The organism is Rhizobium sp. CSW-27 (assembly GCF_018760785.1).
Taxonomy (GTDB): Bacteria; Pseudomonadota; Alphaproteobacteria; order Rhizobiales; family Rhizobiaceae; genus Neorhizobium.
On sequence record NZ_JAHHZO010000001.1, the window covers coordinates 219182 to 233134 of the forward strand.

General features: G+C 63.7%; 13 protein-coding genes. 12 read left to right on the forward strand and 1 reads right to left on the reverse strand.

Features of this window, described 5'->3' with window-relative positions; all coding sequences use genetic code 11:
* The 11 genes from radA (at position 1) to cimA (ending at position 12006) form a co-directional block, all read left to right on the forward strand.
* Positions 1-1404, forward strand: coding sequence for a DNA repair protein RadA (gene radA / locus KLP42_RS01140; RefSeq protein WP_215564021.1), 1404 nt, complete (start codon positions 1-3; stop codon positions 1402-1404).
* A 127-nt stretch (positions 1405-1531) separates the two neighbouring features.
* On the forward strand, positions 1532-2122 hold the full coding sequence (locus KLP42_RS01145; RefSeq protein ID WP_215564023.1) for a CvpA family protein: 591 nt from the start codon (positions 1532-1534) through the stop codon (positions 2120-2122).
* Between the two features lie 131 nt (positions 2123-2253).
* Positions 2254-3744, forward strand: coding sequence for an amidophosphoribosyltransferase (gene purF / locus KLP42_RS01150; RefSeq protein ID WP_215564026.1), 1491 nt, complete (start codon positions 2254-2256; stop codon positions 3742-3744).
* A 202-nt stretch (positions 3745-3946) separates the two neighbouring features.
* Entirely contained in the window at positions 3947-4687 is a 741-nt protein-coding gene (locus KLP42_RS01155; protein WP_215564028.1) for an SDR family NAD(P)-dependent oxidoreductase, read from the forward strand.
* 26 nt (positions 4688-4713) lie between these two features.
* Positions 4714-5601, forward strand: a complete 888-nt coding sequence (locus KLP42_RS01160; protein ID WP_215564030.1) for a DMT family transporter — start codon at positions 4714-4716, stop codon at positions 5599-5601.
* A gap of 256 nt (positions 5602-5857) precedes the next feature.
* Complete coding sequence (cysS, locus tag KLP42_RS01165) at positions 5858-7342, forward strand: cysteine--tRNA ligase (protein ID WP_215564032.1); 1485 nt, start codon at positions 5858-5860, stop codon at positions 7340-7342.
* Positions 7343-7621: 279 nt separating this feature from the next.
* On the forward strand, positions 7622-8098 hold the full coding sequence (locus KLP42_RS01170; protein WP_215564034.1) for a GFA family protein: 477 nt from the start codon (positions 7622-7624) through the stop codon (positions 8096-8098).
* A 128-nt stretch (positions 8099-8226) separates the two neighbouring features.
* Positions 8227-8691 (forward strand): GFA family protein, encoded by a 465-nt coding sequence (locus KLP42_RS01175; RefSeq protein WP_215564036.1) that lies wholly within the window; start codon positions 8227-8229, stop codon positions 8689-8691.
* Positions 8688-9167, forward strand: a complete 480-nt coding sequence (locus KLP42_RS01180) for a GFA family protein (protein ID WP_215564038.1) — start codon at positions 8688-8690, stop codon at positions 9165-9167. The genes KLP42_RS01175 and KLP42_RS01180 overlap by 4 nt, the downstream gene beginning before the upstream one ends.
* 1 nt (position 9168) lies before the next feature.
* Complete coding sequence (pip, locus tag KLP42_RS01185; RefSeq protein WP_215564040.1) at positions 9169-10125, forward strand: prolyl aminopeptidase; 957 nt, start codon at positions 9169-9171, stop codon at positions 10123-10125.
* 264 nt (positions 10126-10389) lie between these two features.
* Positions 10390-12006: a citramalate synthase gene (cimA, locus tag KLP42_RS01190; RefSeq protein WP_215564042.1), complete on the forward strand. Its 1617-nt coding sequence runs from the start codon at positions 10390-10392 to the stop codon at positions 12004-12006.
* On the opposite strand, the gene KLP42_RS01195 is transcribed toward cimA, so the two are convergent.
* Positions 12007-12885 (reverse strand): protein-L-isoaspartate O-methyltransferase family protein, encoded by an 879-nt coding sequence (locus KLP42_RS01195; protein WP_215564043.1) that lies wholly within the window; start codon positions 12883-12885, stop codon positions 12007-12009.
* Between the two features lie 148 nt (positions 12886-13033).
* Between KLP42_RS01195 and rarD the strand changes: the two genes are divergently transcribed.
* Positions 13034-13948: an EamA family transporter RarD gene (gene rarD, locus KLP42_RS01200; RefSeq protein WP_215564045.1), complete on the forward strand. Its 915-nt coding sequence runs from the start codon at positions 13034-13036 to the stop codon at positions 13946-13948.
* Positions 13949-13953 lie beyond the last annotated feature (5 nt).

The following is a 13953-nucleotide window of genomic DNA, read 5'->3' on the forward strand; positions in this document are numbered from 1 at the left end:
ATGGCAAAACCCAAGACCCAATTCGTGTGCCAGAACTGCGGCACGGTGCATACCCGCTGGGCCGGCAAGTGCGATGGCTGCGGCGAGTGGAACACCATTGTTGAAGAAGATCCGATGGGCGGCATCGGCAGCGGACCGGGGAAGACGCCGAAGAAGGGCCGCCCGGTTGCCCTCACCACGCTGTCCGGCGAAACAGAGGAAGCGCCGCGCGTGCAGACCGGCATCAGCGAACTCGACCGGGTGACGGGCGGCGGCTTCGTGCGCGGCTCGGCCGTACTGGTCGGCGGCGATCCGGGCATCGGCAAGTCGACGCTTCTGATGCAGGCGGCGGCAGCCCTTGCACGCCGCGGCCATCGGATCATCTATGTGTCTGGTGAAGAGGCAGTGGCGCAGGTGCGGCTGAGAGCCCAGCGCCTGGGTGCGGCCAATACCGACGTGCTGCTCGCCGCCGAAACCAATGTCGAGGACATCCTGGCGACGCTTGCCGAAGGCAGGCGGCCGGACCTGGTGATCATCGATTCCATCCAGACGCTCTGGAGCGATACCGCCGATTCCGCACCGGGCACGGTGACCCAGGTGCGCACCGGCGTTCAGGCGATGATCCGATTTGCCAAGCAGACGGGTGCCGCCATGGTGCTGGTCGGCCATGTGACCAAGGAGGGCCAGATCGCCGGCCCCCGCGTCGTCGAGCACATGGTCGATGCGGTTCTCTATTTCGAGGGCGATCGCGGCCACCATTACCGCATCCTGCGCACGGTGAAGAACCGTTTCGGGCCGACCGACGAGATCGGCGTGTTCGAAATGTCGGACAAGGGCCTGCGCGAGGTTTCCAACCCCTCCGAACTCTTCCTCGGCGAGCGTAATGCCAAGGCGCCGGGGGCTGCCGTGTTTGCCGGCATGGAAGGCACGCGCCCGGTGCTGGTGGAGGTGCAGGCCCTTGTCGCCCCCACCTCGCTCGGCACGCCGCGCCGGGCCGTCGTCGGCTGGGATTCGGCGCGCCTTTCGATGATTCTCGCGGTGCTGGAAGCCCATTGCGGCGTGCGTCTTGGCCAGCATGACGTTTATTTGAACGTGGCGGGCGGCTACCGCATCTCGGAACCAGCCGCCGACGTGGCGGTGGCCGCAGCGCTTGTCTCCTCGCTTGCCGCCGCCCCCCTGCCCTCCGAGCGGGTCTATTTCGGCGAGGTCAGCCTGTCAGGGGCGGTGCGTCCCGTCTCGCAGACGGCGCAGCGCCTCAAGGAAGCCGAAAAGCTGGGTTTTTCTTCCGCCATGCTGCCCGCCTCCTCGGCCGAGATCCCGAAGGGCGGCCGCAAGGGCTGGAGCGAAATCGAAGGCCTGCCCGATCTGGTGGTGGAAATCGCCGGGTCGATGAGGAAGCTGGGGAAAGCAGAGGAGGAGGATTGATCTTTTCCCCGCCGTCTCCCTGTTGTAAGAGGTGCGCCACAGGCCGCAAGGGTTAAGCAAATCCTGCCGCCACCCGTCTCAGGGGTCATTCTGGCGCAGCCAGATCAGTCTTGGAGTGAGTTCGTTCATGCCCATCACGATTTTCGACGGCATTGTCATTGGCGTCACACTGTTTTCGGCGGTGCTCGCCATGGTGCGCGGCTTCTCCCGCGAGGTGCTGTCGATTGCCAGCTGGGCAGGTTCGATTACCGCAGCCTACTATCTCTACCCGCTGCTTCTGCCCTATGCCAAGAACTATACCACCGATGACCGCATCGCGATTGCAGGTTCCGTGGTGCTGATCTTCTTCATCGCGCTTGTCATCATCACCTTCATCACCACGCGCATTGCCGATTTCATCATCGACAGCCGCATCGGCGCGTTGGACCGGGCGCTTGGCTTCGTCTTCGGCGTGGCGCGCGGCGTGCTGCTTCTGGTCGTGGCGGTGGCGTTCTGGAACTGGCTGGTCGGTGCGCAGGCGCAGCCGGCCTGGGTCACCCAGTCGAAATCCAAGCCCTTCCTGGATACGCTGGTCGCACGCCTGGAAGCCGTGCTGCCGGAAAACATCGAACAGCAGGCGCGCAGCCGCCTTCTCGGCAAGAGCGCTCCGGCGCCGGGCAGCGAGACGGAAGCCGCCCCCTCCGACGAGGCCCCGGCACCGAGTGTGACAAATAATTGACGCTTTGTTGCTCTTCTAAGGGAAGCCAAGCGTCACCACTTGTGCTATAGCGCGCCAGACAAGGCCGGATACGGGAAGCCCCTCTCCGGCCTCTTTCAGTTTTCTGACCAAGCTCCAAGGACCTGCAGACCATGATTCAGCCGGTTTCGCATGATGTTTCCCACGATCTGGACGGCGACACGCTGCATGAGGAATGCGGCGTGTTTGGCATTCTGGGTCATCCCGATGCCGCAACGCTGACGGCGCTCGGGCTGCATGCGCTGCAGCATCGCGGCCAGGAAGCGGCCGGTATCGTCTCCTTCGACGGCAAGCAGTTCCATACCGAAAAGCACATGGGCCTGGTCGGCGATCACTACACCAACCCGGCAACGCTCGCGAAGCTGCCGGGGCCGATGGCGATCGGCCACACCCGCTATTCCACCACCGGCGAAGTGGCGCTGCGCAACGTGCAGCCGCTGTTTGCCGAACTGGAAGTCGGCGGCATCGCCGTTGCCCATAACGGCAACTTCACCAACGGGCTTACGCTGCGCCGCCAGCTGATCGCCGGTGGCGCCATCTGTCAGTCCACCTCCGATACGGAAGTGGTTCTCCACCTGATCGCCCGCTCGCGCTACACCAACACCACCGACCGCTTCATCGATGCTATCCGCCAGATGGAAGGCGGCTATTCCATGCTGGCGCTGACCCGCACCAAGCTGATCGCCGCACGCGACCCCACCGGCATCCGCCCGCTGGTGATGGGGGAACTGGACGGCAAGCCGATCTTCTGCTCGGAAACCTGCGCACTGGACATCATCGGCGCCAAATATGTGCGCGACGTGGAAAACGGCGAGATCATCATCTGCGAGATCCAGCCGGACGGCTCGATCGAGATCGATTCCCGCAAATCGCCGACAGCGCAACCGGAGCGCCTGTGCCTGTTCGAATATGTCTACTTCGCGCGGCCGGATTCGGTTGTGGGTGGCCGCAGCGTCTATGTGGCGCGCAAGAACATGGGCGTGAACCTGGCGCAGGAGGCCCCCGTCGAAGGCGACGTGGTGGTGCCGGTTCCGGATGGCGGCACGCCGGCAGCCCTTGGTTATGCGCAGGAAAGCGGCATTCCCTTCGAATACGGCATCATCCGCAACCATTATGTCGGCCGAACCTTCATCGAGCCGACCCAGCAGATCCGCGCCTTCGGCGTGAAGCTGAAGCACTCGGCCAACCGGGCGATGATCGAGGGCAAGCGCGTCATCCTGGTCGATGATTCGATCGTGCGCGGCACAACCTCGCTGAAGATCGTGCAGATGATCCGCGATGCGGGCGCCAAGGAAGTGCATCTGCGCGTTGCCTCGCCGATGATCTTCTATCCGGATTTCTACGGCATCGATACGCCGGACGCCGAAAAGCTGCTCGCCAACCAGTATGACGGTGTCGAGGCCATGTGCCGCTATATCGGCGCGGATTCGCTCGCCTTCCTGTCGATCAACGGGCTTTACCGGGCCGTTGGCGGCGAGGACCGCAACCCCGCCCGTCCGCAATTCACCGATCACTATTTCACCGGCGATTACCCGACCCGCCTGCTGGACAAGCACGGCGAAGCAATGGGCCGCAAGGTTTCGGTCATGGCCAGCAACGGCTGAGACCCTTTTCTGACAAAGCCCCTCTGCCGGACCGGCGGAGGGGCTTTTTGTATTTTGGACCAACGGTTGCTGCTGCGTCATGCCGGCGCAACCCCTTGCGCCGAGCCACCCCCTGTGACAAGCACGGATGACAGCAGGGAGGGTAACGACCTCTTGCGGCACAGGCGCAGACGCAGATCTGCCAGGCAGAGGTGGAGGATTGATGAGCATCGACCTGACAGGCAAAATCGCACTGGTGACCGGTGCCTCGCGCGGCATCGGCTATTTTACGGCGCTTGCGCTTGCAAAAGCCGGCGCGCATGTGATTGCCTGCGCCCGCACGGTGGGCGGTCTCGAGGAACTCGACGACCAGATCCAGGCGGCCGGCGGCACGGCGACGCTCGTTCCCTTCGACCTCACCGACATGCAGGCCATCGACCGGCTCGGTGCCTCGATCTATGAGCGCTGGGGCAAACTCGACATTCTGGTGGCCAATGCCGGCATTCTGGGCGTCATTTCGCCGGTCGGCCATATCGAGGCGAAAGTTTTCGACAAGGTGATGCTGACCAATGTGACGGCCACCTGGCGACTGATCCGCTCGGTCGAACCGCTGCTGCAAAAATCCGATGCCGGACGCGCGCTTCTGCTTTCCTCCGGCGTGGCAACCGATGCCCGCCCCTTCTGGGGCGCCTATGCCGCCTCCAAGGCGGCTGTCGAAATGCTGGGCCGCACCTGGGCCGCCGAAACGCAGCAGACGAGACTGCGCGTCATCAATGTCAATCCGGGTGCGACCCGCACCGCCATGCGGGCTCAGGCGATGCCGGGCGAAGACCCCGCCACCCTGCCGCACCCGTCCGAAGTCGCCGAAAAACTCCTGCCGCTCTGTTCGCCGGAGATGACGGAAACCGGAAGGCTCTATGTCGTGCGGCAGAACCGGTTCGTTGATTACCGCCTGCCGGAATAACAACCGGCCCGTTCAAAGCTTTCCCCATGCGCCTTCGCGATCTTGCTGCCTATCTGTTCCTTGCCATTGCCTGGGGCTTTTCCTTCCTGCTTCTGCTGAAGGTGGTCGCCGCCTTTGGCTGGGTGGGGGCGGTCACCTTCCGCTGTTTCATCGCGGCCGCCATCCTGATCCTGATGGCGCGGCTGACGCGGCGCAGGCTTGCCTTCCCTGCCCGCGTCGCGCCGCTGGCCGTGGTGGGCGCCACCACGGTTGCCGGCCAGCTGATCGGGCTTTCCTATGCGACGCCGCGCATCGGCACGGCAATGGCGGCGATCTTCGTTGCCTCCATCCCGCTGTTTTCCATGGTGATTTCGAGGCTCTGGGGGCTGGAGGCCATCTCACCCGCCCGCGTGCTGGGCCTGATGCTCGGCACGATCGGTCTCGTGATGCTCGTCGGTTTCCCCGCCGTTCCGGTGACGCCGACCTTTCTGCTCGGCTGTGCCGCCATGCTGTTTTCCACCTTCTCCGCCGCCTTCGGCAGCAATTATGCGAGCCGCCACCTCGCCGGCACAGGGCCCTGGGAGGTCACCATCGGCGCATTTCTCTCCGGCGGCATCATTGCCCTGCCGCTGATTGCGGTCGTGCCGGTTCCGGGCGTGCCGCAGGCTGTCGATTACCTTTATCTCGTCGCGCTCGCCGGCCTGATGAGTGCGCTCACCTATGTGCTCTATTTCGGCCTTGTCTCGTCAATCGGTGCAACGCGGGCAATCAGCGTCGAATTTGCCGTCACGGTGGTCGCCGTTCTGGTGGGCGCACTGCTACTGGACGAACCCTTGAGCCTGATGCAGATCGCCGGCGGTGCGGTGATCATCGCCGGCTGCGCGCTGGTGCTGGGGCTGATGCCGGCAAAGGCAAAAATCCCGCTGCAGCCATAGACCTGTTTACCGCCCGTCCGAGGCAGTATGAATATTTCGCCAGCCACCGGATGAGCGAACATTTCGGCCTTGCCCTCCCCTTGACCACATGCCGGTTCGGGGCCATAAGCTTTGCCCCATGAACACGGCCCTCTGCACCATCTGCGGGATCATTATTCGCTAGCATTCGCTGGCCGGCCGTTCTCGTCTCTCGAAAACCACAAGAAGACACAGAACCGGTCCGGCCGGTTCCAGTCCGTTTCGGGAGACGATATCGATGAGCCACACGCTCAAGCTCTACAACACGCTGACCCGCGAAAAGGCGGTGTTCCAGCCGCTCGACCCGAACAATGTGCGCATGTATGTCTGCGGCCCGACCGTCTATGACTATGCCCATATCGGCAATGCGCGCCCCGTCATTGTTTTCGATGTGCTTTTCCGCCTGCTGCGGCATGTCTATGGCGATGCCCATGTCACCTATGCCCGCAACATCACCGACGTGGACGACAAGATCAATGCGCGGGCGCTGCGGGATTTCGGATCCAAGATCGCCGATGGCTCGATGAGCCTGAACGAGGCGATCCGGGCCGTGACCGGCAAGACGGAAAGCCAGTTCCAGGCGGATGTGAAGGCGCTCGGCTGCCTGGAGCCCACGCATCAGCCGCGCGCGACCGACAATATTCCCCAGATGATCGAGATCATCCAGCGCCTGCTGACCCAGGGCCATGCCTATGTGGCATCGGGCCCGGAAGGCCACGAGGTTCTGTTTGCCACCGCTTCCATGGCCGATTACGGCCAGCTCTCCAAGCGCCGACTTGAGGACCAGCAAGCCGGCGCGCGCGTGGCCGTGGAAGCCCACAAGATGAACCCCGGCGATTTCGTGCTGTGGAAACAGTCCGCCGATACCGAACCCGGCTGGGCCGCCAGTTTCGTGTTCGAAGGCAAGAGCTTTGCCATTTATGGCCGGCCGGGCTGGCATATCGAATGCTCGGCCATGTCCAACCGCTATCTGTGGGAAGAGATCAAGGACAGGCTTTCGCCGCAGGGCAAGGCCCGCCCGCACCAGTTCGACATCCATGGCGGCGGCCTCGACCTGATCTTCCCCCACCACGAAAACGAGATCGCTCAGTCCTGCTGCGCCTACGACACCGACGTGATGGCGACGGTGTGGATGCACAACGGCTTCGTGCAGGTGGAAGGCCGCAAGATGTCGAAGTCGGAGGGCAATTTCGTCACCATCAACGAGCTTCTGGAGACCGAGAAGTTCGGCGGCCGGAAATGGCCGGGCGAAGTGCTGCGGCTTGCCATGCTGATGACGCATTACCGCGAGCCGATCGATTTTTCGGTTAAGCGGCTGGAAGAGGCGGAGCGGCTGCTGGCGAAATGGCCGGTGGCCGAGGCTAGTGGCGCTGAACCGGACGAGAGCGTGCTCGAGGCGCTTTCGGACGATCTCAACACGGTCGCCGCCATCCAGGCGCTGCATGCCCTGGCCCAGGCCTCGCACAGCGATCCAGACGCCAAAGCCCGGTTCGCCGCCTCGGCCGATCTGCTTGGCCTCTTGCCGAAGCCCGTGGAGGTGGATGAAGCCATTGCCGCCGGCATCGATGCGCTGGTGGAGATGCGGCTTGAACTGCTCAAAGCCAAAAACTTCGCCGAAGCCGACCGCATCCGCAACGAGTTGGCGGAAAAGGGTATCCAGTTGAAGGACGGCAAGGATCCCGTAACAGGCCAGCGGGTGACGACCTGGGAGTTGAAGCGCTAACATGGCTCTTTCGCCGCGCCATACCCCCCTCTGCCCTGCCGGGCATCTCCCCCTCAAGGGGGGAGATCGGGATGCCGCGCGCGCGCTGCCTCAATCAAGGGCGCATCAGACTGGCGAGCACCTGGCACACGTTTCTGGCTGCTGGCCAACGAAAATGGGGTCGAAATCTCCGAGATTTGTTCGGGGCAAAGCCTCTGCCGTTCTGCCGATCTCCCCCCTTGAGGGGGAGATGTCCGGCAGGACAGAGGAGGGTACCCCACCCACCAACAGGAGGCCCGCATGAGCGAGATCCACACCGGCGGCTGCCAGTGCGGCGCGATCCGTTTTCGCATGGAGGGGGCGCCGAAGGATGTGTCGGTCTGCCACTGTCGCATGTGCCAGAAGGCATTTGGCGCCTACTATGCGCCGCTGGTGGCGGTCGGCACCGCGAAGGTGACGTGGACGCGCGGCGAGCCGAAACGCTTTGCCTCCTCGAATTTCGTCCTGCGCGGTTTCTGCGAGAATTGCGGCACGCCGCTGAGCTATGAGGCGCCGGATGGGCTGTCGCTCGCGGCAGGCGCCTTTGACGATCCGGCCCGCCTGCCGCCGACGATCCAGTTCGGCATCGAATGCAAGCTCGCCTTTGCCGATGACATTCCCTCGCTGCCGGCACGCGCCACGCTGGATGATCTCGACGACGCGCCCTTCCTGCCGGATGTCGTCTCCTACCAGCATCCGGATCACGACACCGCCGACTGGCCAGAGGAGAGGCGGTGATGACGGAGCCCAACCCCAATACGAAGATGCCGAAATGGCTGCTCTACGGCCTGATCGCCAAGGGCGTTCTGGTGGCCGCCATCACCATCGGCATCGTTCTTTACGTCAGCCTGAGATAGGAGAGCGGCATGGACAGCATCATGACCGGCGGATGCCAGTGCGGCGCGGTTCGGTTTCGGGCGGAAAAGCTCGGGCGGCCGTCGATCTGCCATTGCCGCATGTGCCAGAAGGCGTTCGGCAGCTTCTTCGGCGCGCTCGTCTCTGCCGATCAGGCACATCTGACCTGGACACGCGGCCAGCCGAGCCTCTTCCGCTCCTCTGCCAAAGTGAAACGCGGCTTCTGCAACAAATGCGGTACGCCGCTGACCTATCATCATCCGGGCGGCGTGGAACTGGCGATCGGCGCCTTCGATCACCCCGAGCAGTTGGAGCCGCAGGTGCAGGTGAACCATCACCAGCGCCTGCCCTGGATCGACACGCTGTTTCAAAAACCCGCCGTCACCAGCCCGGAGATGGAGGCCTTCTTCGCCGCCGTCGAGAGTTACCAGCATCCCGATCACGATACGGATCAGTGGCCACCGGAGGAAGCATGAGCGCGTTTCTCTCCGGCGGCTGCCAGTGCGGCGCGGTGCGCTATCGCATCCGGGGCGTGCCGGCCAATCCGCATCTCTGCCACTGCCGCATGTGCCAGAAGGCATCCGGCAACTATTTTCTGCCGCTCGGCTGGGTGGCGCGCGCGGATTTTGCCCTGACACGCGGCGAACCCTCCTGGTTCCACTCCTCCGCAATGGTGCGACGGGGCTTCTGCAGCGCCTGCGGCACGCCGCTGTTCTTCGAGCCGCTGGGGGCCGACGGGCTGAATGTGGTGCTTGGCGGACTGGACGAACCGGAACGGGCCAAACCGGCCTTGCAATCCGGCCAGAACTCCCGCCTCTCCTTCTTTCATGCGCTGGCGGACCTGCCTGAAGAGGCGGAAGCGGTTTCAGCGGACTGGCTGGCGGCGGTGGCACAGAAGACCTTCCAGCATCCCGATCACGATACGGCGGAATGGCCGCCCAAGGACGACTGACATGAGCGAACTGCGCAGCTATTATCCCGAGATCGAGCCCTACGAAACGGGCATGCTGGATGTCGGCGACGGCCATAACATCTACTGGGAGCGGGTCGGCACGAAGGGCGCGAAACCCGTCGTTTTCCTGCATGGCGGCCCGGGCGGCGGCTGCAATCCGAACCAGCGCCGCGTCTTCGATCCGGCACTCTATGACGTGCTGCTGTTCGACCAGCGCGGCTGTGGCCGCTCGACGCCGCATGCCTCGCTCGAGGCCAACACCACCTGGCATCTGGTCGATGACATCGAGCGGCTGCGGCAGATGATCGGCGTTGAACGCTGGATGGTGTTCGGCGGCTCCTGGGGGTCGACGCTGGCGCTCGCCTATTCGGAAAGCCATCCAGAGCGCGTCACCGAACTTGTCGTGCGCGGCATCTATACGCTGACGAAAGCGGAACTCGACTGGTATTATCAATTCGGCGTCTCGGAAATGTATCCGGACCGCTGGGAAAAGTTCATCGAACCGGTACCGGAAGCCGAGCGGCACGACATGATGGCCGCCTATCACCGCCGCCTGACCGGCAGCGACGAGGCGGAAAAGCTCAGGTTTGCCAAGGCCTGGAGCCGCTGGGAGGGCTCGACCATCTCGCTCATCCCCGACCTGGCGCAGATCGACAGTTTCGGCGAGGATCATTACGCCATCGCCTTTGCCCGCATCGAAAACCACTATTTCATGCATGCCGGCTGGCTGGAGGAAGGGCAATTGCTGCGCGATGCACACAAGCTTCAAGGCATTCCGGGCGTCATCGTGCATGGTCGCTACGATATGCCCTGCCCGCTCAAATATGCCTGGGAGCTGTCCAAGCACTGGACGGATGCGGAACTGAAGATCGTCGAGGGCGCCGGCCACGCGCTGACCGATCCCGGCATTCTCGACCAGCTGATCCGGGCGACGGACAGGTTTGCGGGAAAGAGCTGAGGACTTGAATACCCCCCTCTGGCCTGCCGGCCATCTCCCCCACAAGGGGGGAGACCGGCAGAACGGCTGCTGCCTCACCCAGCCACGTCTCCTGGATGTGGCCCCTTCAAACTGGGCAGGACAGCGCCGCAATGGGTCTCCCCCCTTGTGGGGGAGATGGCGGCAGCCAGAGGGGGTCTTGCCGTCTGCAATCGCCGTCGGAAGGTGGCGGCAGCCGGGTGAGGGGTATGGAAGGATGACGACATGCCAGGGAGCGGCACGGACATGACACGCGAAAAAATCACACTCTTCGACACCACGTTGCGCGACGGGCAGCAGACGCCCGGCGTGGATTTTTCCGTCGAGGACAAGATTGCCATCACCAAGCTGCTCGACGACTTCGGCATTGATTACATCGAGGGCGGTTATCCCGGCGCCAATCCGACCGACACCGCCTTCTTCGGCCAGAAGCGCACGCGGGCCGCAAAATTCGTGGCCTTCGGCATGACGAAGCGCGCCGGCGTCTCGGCCGCAAACGATCCGGGGCTTGCAGCACTTTTGCAGTCGAAGAGCGACGTGATCTGTCTTGTGGCGAAAAGCTGGGATTATCATGTGCGCGTGGCGCTCGGCTGTTCGAACGAGGAGAATCTCGAATCGATCCGCGACAGCGTCGAGGCGGTGATCGCCGCCGGCCGCGAGGCGATGATCGATTGCGAGCATTTCTTCGACGGCTACAAGGCCAATCCGGACTATGCGCTGGCCTGCGCCAAAGCGGCTTACGAGGCCGGCGCCCGCTGGGTGGTTTTGTGCGACACCAATGGCGGCAGCCAGCCAGCGGAAGTGCGGGAGATCGTCTCCGCCGTCATCGCCGCCGGCATTCCGGGCGATCATCTCGGCATCCATGCACATGACGATACCGGCCAGGCGATTGCCAATTCGCTGGCCGCCGTGGAAGCCGGCGTGCGGCAGATCCAGGGCACGCTGAACGGCATCGGCGAGCGCTGCGGCAATGCCAATCTCGTGACGATCATCCCGACGCTGGCTCTGAAACCCGCCTATAACGAGCGTTTCGAAACGAGCATCGATCGCGAGCGCCTGACCGGGCTGACGGGCCTCTCGCATGCCTTCGATGAATTGCTGAACCGCTCGCCCAACCATCAGAGCCCTTACGTCGGAGCGTCCGCCTTCGCCACCAAGGCCGGCATCCACGCGTCTGCCCTGCTGAAAGACCCGCGCACCTATGAGCATGTGGAACCGGAATCGGTCGGCAACCTGCGCAAGGTCATGGTCTCGGACCAGGGCGGCAAGTCGAATTTCCTCAACGAGTTGAAGCGCCGCGGCATCGAGGTTGCCAAGGATGACCCGCGCCTCGACAAGCTGATCACCATCGTCAAGGAGCGCGAGGCGGAAGGGTATGCCTATGAGGGTGCGGATGCGAGCTTCGAGCTTCTGGCCCGCCGCACGCTCGGCTCCATTCCCTCCTTCTTCGAGATCGACGGTTTTCGCGTCATGGTCGAGCGCCGTTTCGATGCAAACGGGCAGCTGAAGACGGTGTCGGAAGCCGTGGTGCGGCTGGTGATCGATGGCCATCGCATCATGTCGGTGGCCGAAGGCGATGGCCCGGTCAACGCACTCGATCTTGCGCTGCGCAAGGATCTCGGCAAGTTCAACCGGGAGATCGAGGATCTCGAACTGGTGGATTACAAGGTGCGCATCCTCAACGGCGGCACTGAGGCGATCACCCGCGTCCTGATCGAATCCATGGATGGCGACGGCACCCGCTGGTGGACGGTCGGCGTGTCGGAAAACATCATCGACGCCTCCTTCCAGGCGCTGATCGATTCGATCGTCTACAAGCTGATGAAGAACCGTCACATGGCGGGACGTCTGGCAGCGGAATAATCAGAGCATGTCGAAGGAGAGGCCCCAGCCCTCCTCGCCATACCATTCCTGCGTTCCGGGGCTGCCGCCCCAGCGCAGGCTGCGGATTTTTGCGTGCCCTCCGCTGCGGAAGGCACGCATCAGCCCCTCGTGGCGGCCCGGCACCTCGTTGAGCCCCTCGGCCCAGACGAAGCTGACGCCTTGCAGGAAACGGGCCTCGAAACCCGCCGTCCGGCGTTCGATCATCAGCATGCCGGCACGGGCCGTCACGCCGGTGCGGCCGCCTGCGGCATCCATAGCCGGGACGCCGAAGGGAAAGATCAGCCGACCGTTGAGATAGAGGTTTTCCACCCAGCGCGCCGGCGGATGATCGAGCGCGAAGTTGACGTAGATGACGTCCGCCTTCGCCGCAGACCTGGCCGGCGGCCAGTCGAAGGCGCTGCCATGCACCACCTGCACCTGGTCGTAGGGTTTGAGCGCCGCCCGCGCCATCTCGGCCAGTTTCGCGTCATATTCCACCGCCGTCACCTGGCCGGAGGGACCGACGAGTTCGGCAAGGATCGCCGAATAATAGCCGCTGCCGGCCCCCAGATGCACGACATGCTCACCCTCTTGGATACCCGCCTTGTGCAGGAGACAGACATGCAGGGCCGGGCTGCCATTGTTGACGGCGCGCGCCATGTCGAGCCCGACCAGCACATCCTGGTAAAGCACCAGCGGATCGTTGGAGGGCATTGCGCGGTACCCTTCCTGATCACGGATGTACCAGGGCGGCGGACCGGCAAAATCCTCGCGCGGCACGCGGGCAAAGGCGGCCATCAGCCGCTCGTCCCGTTCGACGAAAGCCCGCGCCAGCATCTGCTGGGCATAAAGGCGGCGATGGATGGGGCTGTCGCTCATGTACCTGGCTCCTGGCTCCCGGCTGGGCTTCGAAAACCCCGGCAAGCCTGTCGAATGAACGCCATTGATGCAAGCACCAAACGAATGAATTGGCGACGACCGTTGTTTCGGCCTATGAGGGCGCCGTAACAGGGAAAGGTTCATCCGCATGGCAACTGACACGGCATCGCCCGCACCGCAGCAGACCGGCGACACGCCGCAGGGCTTTGCCTATGCGCTGGCGGCCTATGGAATCTGGGGCTTTCTGCCGCTTTACCTGAAGGCGCTCGGGCACATCTCCCCCTTCGAGGTACTGGCGCACCGGGTGGTCTGGTCTCTGCCCTTTGCCGCGCTGATCCTGCTTGTGACCCGCCGCTTCGGCGATATCCGCGCCGCCCTGCATTCGCCGCGCACCATGGTGATGGCAACCGTGACCGCCAGCCTGATCACCATCAACTGGTGCACCTATGTCTATGCCGTCGGCTCCGGTCATGCGATCGAAGGCGCGCTCGGCTACTTCATCAATCCGCTGTTCAGCATCCTGCTCGGCTCGATCCTGCTGAAGGAACGGCTGGCGCCGGCGCAGATGGCGGCGATCGCGCTTGCCTTCGTTGCCGTCGGCATTCTCACCTGGGATGCCGGGCGCCTGCCCTGGATCTCGCTGACGCTGACGTTCAGCTGGGGCATCTACGCGCTGTTGCGCAAGACGCTGCCGATTGGCCCCAACCAGGGCTTCTTCCTGGAGGTGGCGATCCTCAGCTTCGCCGCCCTGCCCTACATCCTGTGGCTGGAAGCCAGCGGCACCGGCCATTTCACCCACGGTACCAGCACTGATACCTGGCTGCTGGCCGCCGCCGGCATTGCAACGGCAGTGCCGCTGATGATCTATGCCAACGCGGCCAAGCTGCTGCGCCTCTCGACCATCGGCATCATGCAGTACATCACCCCGACGATCATCTTCCTGATCGCCGTCTTCGTGTTCCACGAGCCGATGAACCCGGTGAAACTCTCGGCCTTCGTGCTGATCTGGTCGGCGCTGGCGCTCTACACCCTGTCCATGCTGAGAGCCTATCGCGCCCGCTGAGGCCG